This window comes from Aequorivita sinensis (genome assembly GCF_006346335.1).
Taxonomy (GTDB): domain Bacteria; phylum Bacteroidota; class Bacteroidia; order Flavobacteriales; family Flavobacteriaceae; genus Aequorivita; species Aequorivita sinensis.
In genome coordinates this window covers 15870-31687 of the sequence record NZ_VDMC01000019.1, presented here as the reverse complement: position 1 = coordinate 31687, position 15818 = coordinate 15870, and the positions used below count along the sequence as shown (strand labels likewise).

Annotated in this window: 17 protein-coding genes; 14 read left to right on the top strand and 3 right to left on the bottom strand. The window is 35.5% G+C overall.

The window, feature by feature from the left end:
* Nucleotides 1-154: 154 nt before the first annotated feature.
* On the bottom strand, nt 155-460 hold the full coding sequence (locus tag FHP04_RS13360) for a rhodanese-like domain-containing protein (RefSeq protein WP_139856640.1): 306 nt from the start codon (nt 458-460) through the stop codon (nt 155-157).
* 76 nt (nt 461-536) lie between these two features.
* Between FHP04_RS13360 and FHP04_RS13355 the strand changes: the two genes are divergently transcribed.
* From FHP04_RS13355 to FHP04_RS13300, 12 genes are all read left to right on the top strand, one after another.
* Nucleotides 537-1106, top strand: coding sequence for a TetR/AcrR family transcriptional regulator (locus FHP04_RS13355; RefSeq protein ID WP_179951792.1), 570 nt, complete (start codon nt 537-539; stop codon nt 1104-1106).
* A gap of 104 nt (nt 1107-1210) precedes the next feature.
* Nucleotides 1211-1771 carry a hypothetical protein gene (locus tag FHP04_RS13350; protein WP_139856639.1) on the top strand — a complete coding sequence of 187 codons (561 nt, stop codon included), beginning with the start codon at nt 1211-1213 and terminating at the stop codon, nt 1769-1771.
* Between the two features lie 62 nt (nt 1772-1833).
* Complete coding sequence (locus FHP04_RS13345; protein WP_139856638.1) at nt 1834-2907, top strand: 2Fe-2S iron-sulfur cluster-binding protein; 1074 nt, start codon at nt 1834-1836, stop codon at nt 2905-2907.
* A 68-nt stretch (nt 2908-2975) separates the two neighbouring features.
* Nucleotides 2976-3932 (top strand): 1,2-phenylacetyl-CoA epoxidase subunit PaaA, encoded by a 957-nt coding sequence (gene paaA / locus FHP04_RS13340; RefSeq protein ID WP_139856637.1) that lies wholly within the window; start codon nt 2976-2978, stop codon nt 3930-3932.
* A gap of 92 nt (nt 3933-4024) precedes the next feature.
* Nucleotides 4025-4309 (top strand): 1,2-phenylacetyl-CoA epoxidase subunit PaaB, encoded by a 285-nt coding sequence (gene paaB / locus FHP04_RS13335; RefSeq protein WP_139856636.1) that lies wholly within the window; start codon nt 4025-4027, stop codon nt 4307-4309.
* Nucleotides 4310-4348: 39 nt separating this feature from the next.
* Nucleotides 4349-4693, top strand: a complete 345-nt coding sequence (locus FHP04_RS13330; RefSeq protein ID WP_139856635.1) for a four helix bundle protein — start codon at nt 4349-4351, stop codon at nt 4691-4693.
* Between the two features lie 49 nt (nt 4694-4742).
* Entirely contained in the window at nt 4743-5492 is a 750-nt protein-coding gene (gene paaC / locus FHP04_RS13325; protein WP_179951791.1) for a 1,2-phenylacetyl-CoA epoxidase subunit PaaC, read from the top strand.
* Between the two features lie 99 nt (nt 5493-5591).
* On the top strand, nt 5592-6092 hold the full coding sequence (paaD, locus tag FHP04_RS13320; RefSeq protein ID WP_139856633.1) for a 1,2-phenylacetyl-CoA epoxidase subunit PaaD: 501 nt from the start codon (nt 5592-5594) through the stop codon (nt 6090-6092).
* A gap of 215 nt (nt 6093-6307) precedes the next feature.
* Complete coding sequence (locus FHP04_RS13315) at nt 6308-7057, top strand: thioesterase family protein (protein WP_218937261.1); 750 nt, start codon at nt 6308-6310, stop codon at nt 7055-7057.
* 160 nt (nt 7058-7217) lie between these two features.
* Nucleotides 7218-7997 (top strand): enoyl-CoA hydratase-related protein, encoded by a 780-nt coding sequence (locus FHP04_RS13310; protein ID WP_139856631.1) that lies wholly within the window; start codon nt 7218-7220, stop codon nt 7995-7997.
* A 56-nt stretch (nt 7998-8053) separates the two neighbouring features.
* Nucleotides 8054-9223, top strand: coding sequence for a 3-hydroxyacyl-CoA dehydrogenase NAD-binding domain-containing protein (locus tag FHP04_RS13305; protein WP_139856630.1), 1170 nt, complete (start codon nt 8054-8056; stop codon nt 9221-9223).
* 35 nt (nt 9224-9258) lie between these two features.
* Nucleotides 9259-10593 (top strand): dipeptidase, encoded by a 1335-nt coding sequence (locus FHP04_RS13300; protein WP_139856629.1) that lies wholly within the window; start codon nt 9259-9261, stop codon nt 10591-10593.
* 67 nt (nt 10594-10660) lie between these two features.
* Here the strand turns inward: FHP04_RS13300 and FHP04_RS13295 are convergent, their stop codons facing one another.
* Nucleotides 10661-12217 carry an AbgT family transporter gene (locus tag FHP04_RS13295; protein ID WP_139856628.1) on the bottom strand — a complete coding sequence of 519 codons (1557 nt, stop codon included), beginning with the start codon at nt 12215-12217 and terminating at the stop codon, nt 10661-10663.
* Between the two features lie 146 nt (nt 12218-12363).
* Nucleotides 12364-13557: a class I SAM-dependent rRNA methyltransferase gene (locus FHP04_RS13290; RefSeq protein WP_139856627.1), complete on the bottom strand. Its 1194-nt coding sequence runs from the start codon at nt 13555-13557 to the stop codon at nt 12364-12366.
* Nucleotides 13558-13759: 202 nt separating this feature from the next.
* Here FHP04_RS13290 and FHP04_RS13285 point away from each other — a divergent pair, with 202 nt between their 5' ends.
* Nucleotides 13760-14170: a PaaI family thioesterase gene (locus FHP04_RS13285; RefSeq protein ID WP_139856642.1), complete on the top strand. Its 411-nt coding sequence runs from the start codon at nt 13760-13762 to the stop codon at nt 14168-14170.
* Nucleotides 14171-14475: 305 nt separating this feature from the next.
* The gene (nhaA, locus tag FHP04_RS13280; RefSeq protein ID WP_139856626.1) at nt 14476-15807 is read left to right on the top strand and encodes a Na+/H+ antiporter NhaA; all 1332 of its coding nucleotides are present in this window, start codon (nt 14476-14478) and stop codon (nt 15805-15807) included.
* Nucleotides 15808-15818 lie beyond the last annotated feature (11 nt).

Sequence of the window (15818 nt, the reverse complement as noted above, 5' to 3'; positions counted from 1 at the left end):
AATCCTTTTTTTAAATTCAATTGAGTATTTACGCTGCTTGCGAATACTCCGTACATTTGCTTTCATAGGTTTTCACTCGTTAAGTGGTCAACCTATATCAGAGACGTACAAGCATCTAGCATCTAGCATCTAGCATCTAGTCTCTACTCTAGGTCTAAAGCTTCTTACTCAAGCTAAACCAGCCACCACCGTTCATCACTTCTATCCCATTACTTTTTAGAATCCCCGCAGCACTTGCACTACGCATTCCACTAGCACAGCATACAATTACAGGTTTATCCCATTTCTTAATCTGAGAAATATTAGAACTGATACTTTGTAACGGGATATTTTTAGAACCTGGAATGGCTCCCCCATCATATTCGCCTTTACTACGAACATCGATTATGACCGCACCACGGCTTTTAAAGTCTTGTATCTTCTTGTTTTTGCTACCAAATAAAAAATCTAAAAGCCCCATTTTATGTATTGTTTTATAACTACAATATTACAATTTTCGCTAATAATTCTTCCCACATATTCGCTATATTGCAGTAATGAAAACAATTTCACGAAAGGACGAAATCGTAAAAGTGGCAGCTACTCTGTTTAGAAAAAGAGGCTATAGTGCTATCACTATGCGTGATATAGCTTCAGAAATGGATATCAAAGCCGCAAGTCTTTATAACCACATTAGTGGAAAACAAGAAATTCTAGCGGATATCATTCTTGAAGTGGCTCAAGAGTTTACAACTGGAATGAATCAGGTTATTTCCCAGCAATCAAGCACACTTAAAAAGTTGGAAAACCTAATCGAGCTTCATATAGATATTACTTTAAATCACTCCGAAGCATTAGCCTCATTAAACAACGACTGGATGCACTTGGAAGGAGATAATCTGAATGCCTTTATAAAAATGAGAGATGAGTATGAAGATAATTTCCGAGAATTAATAAAAACAGGGATAGAGGTTAACGAAATTAGATCGGCCCATCCTGAAGTGATTCTATTCTCTATTCTATCTACTTTACGCACACTTCATTTATGGTATGAAAAGCGAGGAAAGTTAGACGTGAATGTGCTTAAAAAAGATATGGTGTCGGTGTTGCTAAAAGGAATTATGTAGATGAAGAATTTCAGAACAGTTGATTTCAATAGCAGAGTTCGCGAACAATATTATTAAGGTTAATTGAATCCTAACGGCTCTTGGAAAAGCTATAAAAAAACAATATGAATAATATATATACTTATAAAGAGCATCAGTACAATTGTGAAAATTGTGGTTGGACTGGAAAAGGTGAGGTTTTGAAACAAGGCGATTTAAAGGAAGAAGGCTTTGAAGTAAATTGTCCTAATTGTAAATATTTACTAGAACTAGTGGTCTTCCCAACTTTTTCTGAAGTTCTTCAATTTGGCACCGAGGAAGATAAAAAGGAGGTTCGTAAACAAATGAGTTTTTGGGATCATTGGGAGGCTCTGAGTTTGAAATCGGCAGATGAATTGCCCGAAATAGAAGGTGATAATTTAATTTTCGAAATAGTTGAAAAGAAGTATAAAAGAAAGGACTTTTTATTTCTAATGCACAACGGTAAAGAAATTTGGAAAGAGCCTTTGCTGTACGAATATTATGACCGTTTTATTGATATAGGCAAAATACTTCATGAAAAGTATGGCGACAGAATGGATGATCTTGTGCCTCCAGAATATGAAGGATGGCTGCTTGGTGATTACCTTCCTGCCCCTAAACTAATTAAAGAATTCCGTAATTCATTAAAAAACAAAAGTAAATAAAGATCAAAGTTGCAATTCTAACTAACAACTGTTAGTTTTGCTATTCATAAATCAAAAAATAAGTGGCAAGATTTCATAAATTAAAAGTACAAGACGTTTATAAAGAAACTGATGAATGTACGGTTATAACTTTCGACGTTCCAGATAATTTGGCTCAGGAATTCAACTTTCGCCAAGGACAACATTTAACTTTAAAAGCCGACATTAACGGGGAAGATACACGCCGCTCGTATAGTTTGTGCTCTAGCCCTATTGAAAATCAATGGCAAGTAGCTGTAAAAACAATTCCAGGTGGTGTTTTTTCTACTTATGTAAGGGATACCTTAAAATCTGGAGATACTCTTGAGGTTATGGAGCCAAGTGGAATGTTTGGCGTAGATGTGAATCCTAATAAAGCGAAAAACTATTTATTTTTTGCTGCAGGAAGTGGAATTACTCCTGTTATCTCAATGATAAGAACACATCTAGCATTAGAACCCAATGCTACTTGTAAGTTGTTTTATGTGAATAGAACTGCAAAATCTATTATCTTTAAGGAAGCTTTAGAGCAATTGCGAAACCAATATTTTGGAAGACTAGAAATCTATTATTTCCTTACTAAAGAACGAAGAGATATCGAACTTTTCAACGGTCGTTTTGACGAAGAAAAAATGGAAATTCTAACAAAGAATTTCATCGATATACCAGACACTAGTGAAGTGTTTTTGTGTGGGCCTGAAAAAATGGTAGATTTTGTAAGTGAATACTTGATAAAAGCTGGACTTCCAAAAGAATTAGTTCACTATGAACTTTTTGTTACAGGACTTTCAGAAGAAGATATTAAAAGAGCCGAGCGTTTAGCAAAACAAAACGTAGAAGGTGTTGAAGTAACAATTGTAGATGGTGGAAAGGAATTCCAGTTTACGATGACTAAGGATTTCGACAACATTCTCGACGCCGCCTTGGCCGCGGGTGCAGATTTACCTTTCGCGTGTAAAGGTGGAGTTTGCAGCACTTGTAAGTGTCAAATTATGGAAGGGAGTGTAGAGATGAAAATAAACTATGCGTTAAGCGATAAAGAAGTAGGACAAGATTTAGTTTTGAGTTGCCAGGCTGTACCAACGTCTGATAAAGTAAAAGTAGATTTTGATGTATGATGAATTATCCTGCAAGCTGTCCCCTATTTATTCAGCGGAACTAATTGTAGGTATTTAAAAAAGATATTATGAGCGAAAAAGAAGTAAAAAACCTAGAAGAAATCTTTGAAGCACGTATTGCGCGCGATGAAAAGATAGAGCCAAAAGATTGGATGCCGGAGAAATATCGAAAAACTCACATCAGGCAAATAAGTCAGCACGCACATTCAGAAATTATCGGAATGCTACCTGAAGGAAACTGGATTACCCGTGCTCCTTCCCTGCGTAGAAAAGCTGCATTATTGGCAAAAGTTCAAGATGAAGCTGGACACGGCTTGTACTTATATTCAGCTTGTGAAACCCTTGGAGTTTCTCGCGACGAATTATACGATCAACTACACAGTGGAAAAGCGAAGTATTCTTCAATTTTCAATTATCCAACAATCACTTGGGCCGATATTGGTGCAATTGGTTGGTTAGTAGATGGTGCCGCTATTATTAATCAAGTGCCACTTTGCAATACTTCATTCGGTCCTTATGCTCGTGCAATGGTACGTGTATGTAAGGAAGAAAGCTTCCACCAACGTCAAGGTTACGAAATTATGTTAACACTTTGCCGTGGCACTCAAGAGCAAAAAGCAATGGCTCAAGACGCACTAAATCGCTGGTGGTGGCCAAGCTTAATGATGTTAGGCCCTACAGATGCAGAATCTGTTCATACCGAACAATCAATGAAATGGAAATTAAAGCGTAAAAGTAATGACGATTTACGCCAACAATTTATTGATCAAACTGTACCACAAGCAGATATTTTAGGACTTACAATTCCAGATCCAGATTTGAAATGGAACGAAGAAACAGGTCATTATGATTTTGGGGAAATTGATTGGGAGGAATTCTGGCAAGTAGTAAAAGGTCACGGTCCTTGCAACAAAGAAAGAATGAGTGCTAGAGTGAACGCTTGGAACAATGGCGAGTGGGTTCGCGATGCCGCAATGGCATATGCTGAAAAGAAAGAAGCAAATAAATTAAAAGAAGCAATATAAAACTAGAATCAAGCTTAAGGAGTTCAACTTTTAAGACATTATATTCTTGAATTCTGAATTACGAAAAAACCTTGAATCAAACACATAAAGTTATGTCAAAAAATTGGCCCCTTTGGGAAATATTTGTCCGCAGTAAAAACGGATTAGAGCACCGTCACTTCGGAAGCCTTCACGCAGCAGATGCTGAAATGGCTTTAGAAAACGCGCGTGATGTTTACACTCGTCGAAACGAAGGCGTGAGTATTTGGGTTGTAGAAAGTAAAAATATTACCGCTTCAAACCCTGCTGAAAATGGCGAAATGTTTGAGCCTGCTCAAGATAAAGTATACCGCCACCCTACTTTTTATGATTTACCAGACGAGGTGAAGCATATGTAACGGAAAAACAATACTGAAATCAAAATTGAAATTGAAAAAATGAGGGAATATAACTTAGATAGTCGATTCGAAGATTTTGCCGCTTCAGTTATTGTTATGTTTTCAAAACAACCGATATCTTTTGCTGCTGATTACCTTACAAAACAACTCATTAGATCTGCCTGTTCAGCAGCGTTGAACTTTGGTGAATTTGAAGGAGCAGGTTCTAATAAAGATAGAGTCAATAAGCTTAGGATTACATTAAAAGAATTACGAGAGTCGCTTAGGAATATTAACATACAAATAAAAGCGAACCTTATAGATTCGAACGATCTTAAAACAATTAGAAATGAAAATGATGAGCTCATCAGAATAGTAGTTTCTTTGATTAAAAAATTTAGTTAATTCCTTCGATTTCGATTTGAGTTTCGATTTCGATTTTTAATAATTGAAAATGAATAACCTATATAATTACCTCCTAACAATTGCTGACAACTCACTAATCCTAGCCCAAAGATTGGGGGAACTATGTGGTCACGGCCCAAGTTTGGAAACAGATATTGCAATTACCAATATTTCATTGGACTTGCTCGGACAAACAAGAAGTTATTATCAATACGCTGCTAAATTGGTAGGTGAAAATAAAACTGAAGACGATATCGCTTTCTTACGAATTGAAAGAGACTACAAAAACTGTCTTTTAGTAGAGCAACCCAACACTCATTTTGGATTTGTTATAGGTAGACAATATCTCTTTGATGTATATCACTATATGTTGATGGAAAAACTTCAAAATAGTCCAGATGAAAACCTTGCTGCTATTGCTAAAAAAGGAATTAAAGAAGTAAGCTACCACAAGCGTTTTTCTGGAGACTGGGTAAAACGATTGGGAGATGGAACCGAAGAGAGTAATAAAAAAATGCAAGAAGCCATCGACGACCTTTGGAGATACACCGACGAACTTTTCTATTTAACCGATACTGAAAAAGAAGTTATTAAAGAAGGAATCGGAATTGATGTTTCATCATTTAAAGAAGAATATTACAAAGAAGTTTCTGAACTTCTAACTGAAGCTACTCTTACTGTACCTGAAAATAAATATTTTACAAAAGGAGGAAAAGAAGGAGTTCACACAGAGCATATGGGCTATATTTTAGCCGAATTGCAATATATGCAACGCACCTACCCTAATATGAATTGGTAGTTATAACATTCACTTTTAATTTCTACACTTGCTACTTAAAGTAGCGCTTTAGAGGTTAGTAGCAAATTGAATACTGAAATTTTAAAAACATAAAATAAATTGTTGACAGAAAGTCCAAATATTGATAAAGATTTAATCCCAGTTTTGAAAACCGTTTCAGATCCGGAGATTCCTGTGTTATCGGTTTTGGCACTAGGAGTTATTCGTGAAGCAATAGAAGTAAACGGAGTTGTAAAAATAAAGCTTACTCCTACCTATTCTGGATGTCCAGCTATGGACGTTATTTCAGACGATTTAAAAAAAGCATTCGAGGATGTTGGGAAAAAAGCTGAAGTAGAACTTGTTCTTTCTCCTGCATGGTCCACCGATTGGATATCTGAAGAAGGGCTTCAAAAAATGGAAGAATACGGGATTGCGCGTCCTCTTTCAGAAACCCACGACAAAGACGTTTTACTTGGAAACAAAAAAATGGTTAAATGTCCGCAATGCGGAAGTACAAATACACACCTAGTGAGTCAGTTTGGTTCTACAGCTTGCAAAGCACTTTTTAAATGTGACGACTGCCACGAGCCATTCGATTATTTTAAATGCCTGAAATAACTTCCCTCGTAGGCTGGAATTTCATCTTTAGTGCTTAAATACTTTAGTCTTGATTCTTGTTTCTTCTAGCGCAGCGGTCGTGTTTCTGTAATGAGAATTCTCTCAATCTTTATTCTCAATAGTTTCGCATACAAGATTGTTTAAATTTGCCAAAAAAAACTATGGGATTTTATTACGAACTACTCAATCGTGAAATAAAAACAGACGGCTCGCAAGTGGCGCACTATCGCCCTACTAAAAACACCCAAGGAGCCTGGAATGATAACGAACAGCATATGGCCCCAGCTACGGGTGCTATTTGTGCAGAATTAGAAAAGTTCCAGCCAAGAGACGACATGCGAATTGGTCGCATCAGCTTGGATATATTGGGAATGATTCATTTGGACGACTTTCAAATTACTACCCGCTGCATTCGTCCTGGAAGAACTATCGAACTTCTTGAATCGGTTTTTGAAGCTAAGGGAAGAACGTGCATTATAGCACGCACTTGGAGGATGATCACCGAGGATACTTCAGAGGTTGCTGGATTGGAAGATAATCCGATGCCTTCTTACAAAACTTTACCTAATTGGGAAGGTATGTCTGTTTGGAGTGGTGGATATATTCAATCAGTTTCAAAAAATATTAAAGTAGTTGAACGTCGCCCTGGGAAGGGTAAGGTTTGGATTACAAATAAGTTGGAAATGGTAAAAGGAGAAACCACAAGTCCTTTTGTGAAGCTTATGGGAATGGTTGATACCATGAATGGAGTGGTGGTTAGACAGGACAATCCCTTTACTCATATGTTCCCTAATGTCGATTTACAAATCCATCTATATCGCTTGCCACTAGGCACATGGCTAGGCCTAGAAGTCGATCAACAATATGGACAAGATGGTATTGGTTTAACAACTGCAGTACTTCATGACGAGAAAGGACCCTTTGGTCATGCTGAGCAAATTTTGACAGTTAGAAAGGTATCTTAATTTGATTGAATAAACTTAAGAAGTATAGTGGGGATATACTAGGGATATCTTTGGAGTTAGCTTCAGATTTCAACAACTCTTTCTATTTTTGTAAAAAAGGACTTGGACAAAGTAGTATCTTTAGGCGTTCAATCAGAAATTCATTATATAAACACATAATATGGCTTCTATAATTAAAGAAATAAAAGATAAAACTGCATACCTTACATTAAACCGTCCAGAAATTTTTAATAGTTTTAATAGAGAAATGGCCCTCCTACTTCAAAGTGAGTTGGATGCCTGTGAAAACAATCCAGATATTAGAGCAATAGTAATAACGGGGATGGGGAAAGCATTTTGTGCTGGTCAAGATTTAAAAGAAGTAACTTCTCCAGAGTTGAATCCTGGATTCAAAAAAATTCTTGAAGAACACTACAATCCAATTATTTCTCGAATTAGAAGTATTGAAAAACCAGTTATTGGAGCTATTAATGGTGTAGCCGCAGGTGCAGGTGCGAATATTGCTTTGGCTTGTGATGTAGTAATTGCTTCAGAAAATGCAAGTTTTATTCAGGCTTTTAGCAAGATTGGGCTGATTCCAGATAGCGCAGGAACCTTTTTCCTTCCTCGTTTAATTGGCTTTCAAAAAGCTTCAGCTTTAATGATGCTTGGTGATAAAGTATCCGCTCAAGACGCTGAAAAAATGGGAATGGTTTACAAAGTAATTTCTTCAGAAAACTTTTCAGAAGAAGTAAATACTATTGCTAATACCTTAGCCAATATGCCTACCAAAGCATTAGGACTTACAAAGCGATTATTAAACCAATCCATGACAAATTCATTGGAAGAGCAATTAGATTTAGAAAGCAAACTTCAAATTGAAGCAGCTCAAAGTGAAGATTACGCTGAAGGAGTAGATGCTTTCGTAAACAAGAGAAAACCTGAATTTAAAGGAAAGTAATATTAGCAAAACCCGAATCAAGGTTTGTTAAATATTTAAAGTCTAAAAAATAAGAAATGATTAAAAATATTGGAATAATTGGCGCTGGAACGATGGGCGCTGGAATTGCACAAGTAGCAGCAACGGCTGGGTGCACAGTTAAAATTTACGATACAAAAACCGATGCTTTGGAAAAGTCTAAAGCCGATTTAGAAAAAATCATGAATCGTTTGGTTGAAAAGGGACGAATCGATGCTAATGAAAAGGAGCGCATTCAAAATAATATAAAGTACGTAAATACACTTAAGGAATTGAAAGATTCCCATATGACCATTGAGGCAATTATTGAAAACCTCGACATCAAGAAAAATGTGTTTTCAACGATTGAAAAGTTTGTAAGTGACGATTGTATATTGGCTTCAAACACATCTTCTCTATCTATTGCTTCCATTGCATCTTCATTAGAAAAACCTGAGCGTTGTATAGGAATTCACTTCTTCAACCCTGCTCCATTAATGAAATTAGTTGAAGTTATTCCTGCGGTACAAACCTCTGAAGAAACTTTAAACATTTCTGTTCAAACCATTAAAGACTGGGGAAAAACAGTTGCAGTAGCCAAAGACACACCTGGATTTATTGTTAATCGTGTTGCAAGACCTTTCTACGGAGAAGCACTCCGAATTTACGAAGAAGGCATTGCCGATTTTGCTACTATCGATTGGACAATGACAAATTATGGAGGCTTTAAAATGGGTCCGTTTGAACTTATGGACTTTATAGGAAACGATGTTAACTATACAGTTACCGAAACTGTTTTTCAAGCGTTTTATTACGATCCACGATACAAACCTTCATTCACACAAAAACGCTTTGCAGAAGCTGGATATTTAGGTAGAAAAACTGGTAGAGGTTTTTACAACTACGGAGAAAATGCCGTAAAACCTGAACCTGTGTTCATAGATGATTTAAACATTGAAGAGCTCGTTTTCGAAAGAATATTAGTAATGCTAATTAATGAAGCTGCTGATGCCCTTTTCTGGAATATCGCATCTGCGGAAGACATAGACAATGCAATGACCAAAGGAGTAAATTATCCGAATGGGTTATTGGCTTGGGCGAACGAAAAAGGAATCGATTGGTGTGTAGAGAAAATGGATGAGCTGTACGACAAATATCACGAAGATCGCTACCGTTGTTCCCCGATTTTGAGAAAAATGAAGGATAACGGAAGTACATTCGACGTTTAAATTGAAAAATAATTAGGTTTTAAATCGAAATAAATATGAAGAAGTTTACTTATTTACTTTTAGCTTTATCTTTTATTCTTGGATCTTGTGGAAACAAGAAAGAAGAGAAAAAAGAAGAAGGCAATAAAACTTCTGAAACAGTATTAGAAAAAGCAAAAAGAATTCACGACAATGTAATAACCATTGATACTCACGTGGATTTTGATGTTCGAAATTTCACCGCAGAAAAAAACTACACCCAAGAACTTCCAGTTCAAGTAGATTTACCTAAAATGGATAAAGGTGGTTTAGATGCTGTGTTCTTAATTGTATATACAGGACAAGGTGACTTAACAACAGAGGGCTATAAAAAAGCATATGAAAATGCCGATGCTAAGTTTAATGCTATTCATCGTTTAACTAAAGAATACGCTTCAGACAAAATAGAACTTGCAACTTCAGTAGAAGATGTACGTCGAATTGCAAAATCGGGCAAAAAAATCGCTCTTATCGGGATAGAAAACGGTTACCCTATGGGGGAAGACATTTCTAAACTTCAAGAGTTTTACGACCGTGGAGCACGTTACTTATCGTTAGCTCACAATGGGCATAATCAATTAGCAGATTCAAACACAGGAGAAGAAGACAACGTTTGGCTTTATAAAAACAATCTAAGTGAGTTAGGGAAAGAAGCTGTTGCCGAACTTAACCGTTTAGGAATAATGATTGATGTTTCGCATCCATCAACAGGTTCAAACAAAGAAACTTTAGCACTTTCAAAGGCACCTGTAATAGCTTCACATTCTTCTGCTCGTGCATTAAATGATGTAAGTAGAAATCTTTGGGATGATGAGCTTTTAGCGATAAAAGAAAATGGTGGTGTAGTTCAAGCTGTAGCTTTTGCTAGTTATATCAACTCTAAAAAAGATTCTATTCACAAAGCCGCATCTCGAAAAATTTTGGATGAGATTGCTAAAGAAATGGATTTGAAAATCCTAAGCTGGCCTCAATATAGAGAGTTAGATGAAGCCGAAGCGGAAGTATATCTAGATAAATACAGAAAACTACAGGCAACAGCAAAACCACGTATTGAAAAAGAAATTAATCCAATCGCACCTCCAGTTGATGTGAAAGATTTTGTAGATCATATAGACTATATGGTAAAACTTTTAGGAATCGATTACGTAGGAATCAGCTCTGATTTTGATGGTGGCGGTGGAGTTTATGGTTGGAGAGATGCTTCAGAAACTTTTAATGTTACTTTAGAATTAGTAAAACGCGGTTATAGCGAAGAAGACATCGCAAAACTTTGGGGTGAAAACCTACTTCGTGTTATGGAAGAAGTAGAAAAAGTAGCTTCTAAAATTCAAAGCGAAGAAAAAGACAATTAAGCTTACTTCGTTTTCAAACAGATTAAAAAAGCCTTCCAAATTTATGGAAGGCTTTTTAATTTAAACGTTACGATGCTATATACTCATAGCTAGCTTGCAATCCAAGAGGAATTCCTAATGCCCAATAAACTAATAGGAAAATGGTCCAAAAAACGAAGAATGCAATTGAGTACGGCACCATGGTTGAAACTAATGTGCCAATACCTGTACCCTTTACATATTTCTGGCAATAAACAACTACCAATGGGAAGTAAGGCATTAACGGGGTGATAATGTTAGATACCGAATCCCCTACTCTATATGAAGCCTGAGTTAGATCTGGCGATATTCCTAACTGCATTAGCATAGGCACCATTACAGGTGCAATAAGAGCCCATTTAGCTGAGGCCGACCCGATAAATATATTTACAAATCCTGTGAGAATAATAATTCCCACAATGGTGATTTGAGCAGGTAGATTTAATGATTGAAGCCCTGAAGCTCCTTTTAATGCTAATAAAGCCCCGAGATTAGATTTAGCAAAAGCATCAATAAACAATGCACAGAAAAAGGCCATTACAATGTAATAACTCATTCCGCTCATAGATTTGGTCATACTCTCAATAATATCTTTACTCGTTTTAAAGGTTTTAGACATCATTCCATATACCACACCTGGAATTAAAAATATGATAAAAATTAACGGCACTATCGATTGCATTAATGGCGCTGAAAAGGAAGTGATTTCACCTTTCGGGTCACGTAGTGCTGAATCTGCAGGATAAGCCCATAAAAACAATCCTATTAAACCTAATATCATTGCTAAACAAGCCGCGTAAAATGCCTTTTTCTCCTGTTTATCCAAAGAACCCATATTAACCTCTTCTCCTTCTTCAACAACTACAGGAACTTTTTTTAGTCGAGGTTCAACTATTTTATCTGTAATATACCAACCTATTAAAACTATAAGTATCGTTGAAGCTGAGGTAAAATACCAGTTATTTAATGGGTTTAACTGAATAGCAGGGTCTATAATTCTAGCGGCAGATTGTGTGAACCCTTGTAATAATGGATCAATACCCGAAGGGACAAAATTTGCACTAAACCCACCTGATACGCCTGCGAAAGCAGCAGCAATTCCTGCAATAGGATGACGACCAGCGGCATAAAAAATAATTCCACCTAAAGGAATAACTAATACATATCCCGCATCGGTTGCTGTGTGAGAGACTATAGCAACTAAAATCAACATTGGGGTTAAAAGTGCTTTTGGTGTAATTCGCAACATCGATTTTAAACCTGCATTTATAAATCCAGAATGCTCCGCTACTCCTACTCCTAACATTGCTACAAGAACAATCCCTAAAGGAGCAAAACTGGTAAACACAGTTACCATACTTGAAAGAAATTTAGCCAATGCGGCACTTGTAAGTAAGTTGTGAATCTGAATTGCAGAACCTGTAGAAGGGTCTATTTCTGAAAATTCTAAAGTTGAAAAGATTGCCGATAGCACCCAAATTAGGAGCATCAAGACAAAAAATAAGATGGCAGGATCGGGAAGTTTATTTCCTATTCGCTCAACTGAATCTAGTAGCTTGGTTACAAATCCTTTTTGTTCTGAAGTGGTCTCGTTAGTTGTATTCATATCTTTGAGTAAAAACAAATAAATGGTTTAAGAATCCATTCAAATGCGATTAAAAAAAGACTAACATACAATTATTTCTTAAAACTTAAGAAGTTTTCAAAGTAGCGAAACTTAAAATTATAGTTTTTTCCGCTATGCAAAAAGTTCTAGGATATTCTATAGTATCCAGACTTTAGATAAGCCCCTTCATCAAAACCAATCGGGTGATCGATATCGTGTTGCGTAAATTCTTCTAATTGGCACGTAACTTTTAAACGGTCAAATTCATCACGATGAATATCTAAAAACTCATCGGCATTAATTCTAGAAGAACATGAAGCTAACAACAACAATCCGTTTTTTCTTGTTAATTGAATTCCGAGAGTAGTTAATTCGGCATATTTCTTTTTAGCGACATCAATTTCCTTTTTACTTTTTGCAAAAGAAGGCGGATCGATTATCACAATATCAAACTGCTTTTTGTGCTTAACCATATCGTTTAAAAGCTCAAAAGCATCCCCAGCTAAAGTAAAATGTTTGCCGTCGTGATTATTTAAATTTGCATTCTGTTGTGCTAATTCTAATGCCTGTTTACTGAAATCTAAACTTGTAACTTCTTTCGCTCCACCAGCCAAAGCGTGGACCGAAAAACCACCAGCATATGAAAACACATCAAGTACGGTCTTGCCTTTAGCAAGCTGCCCCACTCTATGTCGATTTGCTCTGTGATCAAGAAAAAAACCTGTTTTATGTCCTAGTAAAAGATCCGCTTGAAAGTTCACTCCATACTCCTTGAATGTTACCGTATGATTATCAAAATTGCCATAAAGTACATCACCTTCTTTAAAAGAAATTTTCATTTTTTGAAGGTTTCTACTTAGGCGAAGTACCAAACTTTCCACTTGACTTGCTTCAGCAATAGCAGGTACTAGCATTTTAAGATATGGCAACCAAATAGGCGAATACAGTTTTACAACTCCTACATTATTATAGATATCCACTATAAGACCTGGAAGCCCATCATTTTCTCCAAAAATTAAACGATAAGCATTTGTATCAGTTTCTAATAACGGTTTACGAACTTCGTACGCTTCAAAAATTTTCTTCTGAAAAAACTCTTCATTAATTTTTGCACCACCTCCTAAATGAATCATTTTTATTCGAATTGGAGAATCTGGGTCGTAAAGTCCAATTCCAAACACTTTATTATTCCTCTGATCGAAAAGTATAGCAACATCTCCAGCTTTTCCTGGTTTATTAATTTTTTCAATACTTTCTGAAAATATCCAAGGATGCCCCTGTTTAACTAACTTTTCAGCAGTAGGTTTAAGTTTTATTGCCAAAGAAATTGGAGATGCCATATATCGCTGTTTTGTAAAGTGAAAGTATAGTTGTTTAAAAGAAAAAAGGAAAAGATAATTGAGGTTAAAATTACTTAATCTTCATAAATAATAAGATTTTACAAATGTCTATATTTAATGTTCTATTTTTGTATTAAATCTAGCTAGTTTCATTTTAATCTAATATATGATTGAAAAAGATAATAATTCCTTTGGTTCAAAAATGAATCCTGAAGACATCCCTAGTAAAATGCTTTCTCTGGATCCTTTTAGCTCTTGGCTTGGGATTGAAATTTTAGAACTTAAAAAAGGGTTTGCCAAACTTGGTATGCGTATTAGAAAAGATATGCTAAATAGTATGGGTAAAGCTCACGGAGGAATTTCATTTTCTTTAGCAGATACTGCCTTTGGCTTTGCAGCAAACTCTCAAGGTAAATATGCTGTATCTATCGAAACTTCCATTAATCATATTGAAGCCTTAGAAGAAGGAGATTACATAATTGCAGAATCGGTAATTGAGAGAACGAAAAATAAACTAGCATTTTATATTGTTGAAGTTAAACGAGAAGAAGAGTTAGTTGCACTTTTTAAAGGAGTTGGCTATAGAACTTCAAAAGAATGGACTGAAGAGTAGAATATTTTTATATTTTCTTTGCAGTTCCTTTATTTCTTAATATTTTAGAAAATACTGCTCTTGATAAGAATAGTATTCTATAATTTACAATTGTTTTTTTTGTTTAAAATCGGTTAATTTTTTCGAATTTCAACACTAAATTTGACAAGAAAATATCCAATATTGAATTATTTAGAAAGACAAGAGTAAAGCGAGGTTAGCGCTTCTTTTATAGACTAAAAAGTTTATCATTTTTTAATAAAAACTTAACCATTTAATAAAACGCATTAAATAGTTTTGATAAAATTTTCGAAAACCAAAATCTAATGAAATTAAAGAAATATCCTATTGATAGAATAAAAAGACCTTTTGCAAAATTAATGCAAGAAGAAAAATCTGGCGCCCTTGTTTTGGGGGTAAGTATAATTATTGCCTTTATACTTGCTAATTCACCAATTCACGAGCAATATCATCAATTTTTCGAACACGAATTTGGTTTTTATTTTGACGGGAGCCCTTACCTAGAATATAGTATTTCTGAATGGATTAACGATGGTTTAATGGCCATTTTCTTTTTTGTGGTAGGTCTCGAACTTAAAAGAGAGATAGTTGCTGGTGAGCTGTCTAATGTTCGAAAGGCAATGCTTCCTATTGCTGCAGCAATTGGGGGTATGCTAGTCCCTGCTGCTATATATCTAGCCTTAAACCCAACAGGTGAAGTTCACAGTGGATGGGGAATCCCGATGGCTACTGATATTGCACTAGCGTTAGGAGTATTATATCTTCTAGGAAACAGAGTCCCCTTAGCTATAAAAGTATTTTTAACTGCCCTAGCCATTGTCGATGATTTAGGTGCTGTTTTAGTAATTGCATTTTTCTATACATCCAATATCTCATTCTTAAATCTTGCTATTGGTTTTGCATTTTTATTAATGATGTTTATAGGAAATAGAATGGGCGTACGAAGCATCATCTACTATGCTTTAATAGGTATTGTGGGTGTATGGACTGCATTTATTTTATCAGGTATTCACGCTACTATTGCAGCAGTATTAGCTGCTTTTATGATTCCTGCCAACGTAAGAATTAAAGAGACTATTTATATTTCAAGAATTAAAAAGCATTTATTTAGATTTAAAAACACCGATCCAGACGATTTAATTCCAACGTTAACTAATAAACAATTACATATACTTGAACGCGTTAGCCTAGACACCAAAAAAGCAATCCCACCGCTTCAAAGGTTAGAGCACGCAATGACTCCTTTCGTAAACTTTATTATACTTCCAATATTTGCCCTTGCAAATGCGGGTGTAACCGTATTTAATATTGAAATAGATAAGTTATTTAGCACCAATGTAGCCATTGGAGTTGGATTAGGATTGTTAGTTGGAAAAGTTGTTGGAATTGTTGGTTTTAGCTGGCTGGCAGTAAAATTGAACATTGCTTCATTCCCTAAATTAATGACCTTGAAAAGTCTTACCGGTTTAGCTTTATTAGCTTCTATCGGATTTACAATGTCACTGTTTATTACGCAATTGGCATTCACTCATGAAGAGTTTAAAACGCAAGCTAAAATAGGTATCTTTATTGCTTCTATTATCGGTGGGTTATTAGGGTACTTTATATTAAACAAACAATTTAAAAAAACAATTTAATAAGCTTGTAA

Excerpts from the sequence above, each read along its gene's own strand:
- paaC (WP_179951791.1), top strand. The coding sequence starts at position 4,743 with ATGAATAACCTATATAATTACCTCCTAACAATTGCTGACAACTCACTA.
- nhaA (WP_139856626.1), top strand. The coding sequence starts at position 14,476 with ATGAAATTAAAGAAATATCCTATTGATAGAATAAAAAGACCTTTTGCA.
- FHP04_RS13285 (WP_139856642.1), top strand. The coding sequence starts at position 13,760 with ATGAATCCTGAAGACATCCCTAGTAAAATGCTTTCTCTGGATCCTTTT.
- FHP04_RS13330 (WP_139856635.1), top strand. The coding sequence starts at position 4,349 with ATGAGGGAATATAACTTAGATAGTCGATTCGAAGATTTTGCCGCTTCA.
- FHP04_RS13350 (WP_139856639.1), top strand. The coding sequence starts at position 1,211 with ATGAATAATATATATACTTATAAAGAGCATCAGTACAATTGTGAAAAT.
- FHP04_RS13310 (WP_139856631.1), top strand. The coding sequence starts at position 7,218 with ATGGCTTCTATAATTAAAGAAATAAAAGATAAAACTGCATACCTTACA.
- FHP04_RS13355 (WP_179951792.1), top strand. The coding sequence starts at position 537 with ATGAAAACAATTTCACGAAAGGACGAAATCGTAAAAGTGGCAGCTACT.
- FHP04_RS13290 (WP_139856627.1), bottom strand. The coding sequence starts at position 13,557 with ATGGCATCTCCAATTTCTTTGGCAATAAAACTTAAACCTACTGCTGAA.
- paaB (WP_139856636.1), top strand. The coding sequence starts at position 4,025 with ATGTCAAAAAATTGGCCCCTTTGGGAAATATTTGTCCGCAGTAAAAAC.
- FHP04_RS13360 (WP_139856640.1), bottom strand. The coding sequence starts at position 460 with ATGGGGCTTTTAGATTTTTTATTTGGTAGCAAAAACAAGAAGATACAA.
- FHP04_RS13300 (WP_139856629.1), top strand. The coding sequence starts at position 9,259 with ATGAAGAAGTTTACTTATTTACTTTTAGCTTTATCTTTTATTCTTGGA.
- paaA (WP_139856637.1), top strand. The coding sequence starts at position 2,976 with ATGAGCGAAAAAGAAGTAAAAAACCTAGAAGAAATCTTTGAAGCACGT.
- FHP04_RS13295 (WP_139856628.1), bottom strand. The coding sequence starts at position 12,217 with ATGAATACAACTAACGAGACCACTTCAGAACAAAAAGGATTTGTAACC.
- FHP04_RS13305 (WP_139856630.1), top strand. The coding sequence starts at position 8,054 with ATGATTAAAAATATTGGAATAATTGGCGCTGGAACGATGGGCGCTGGA.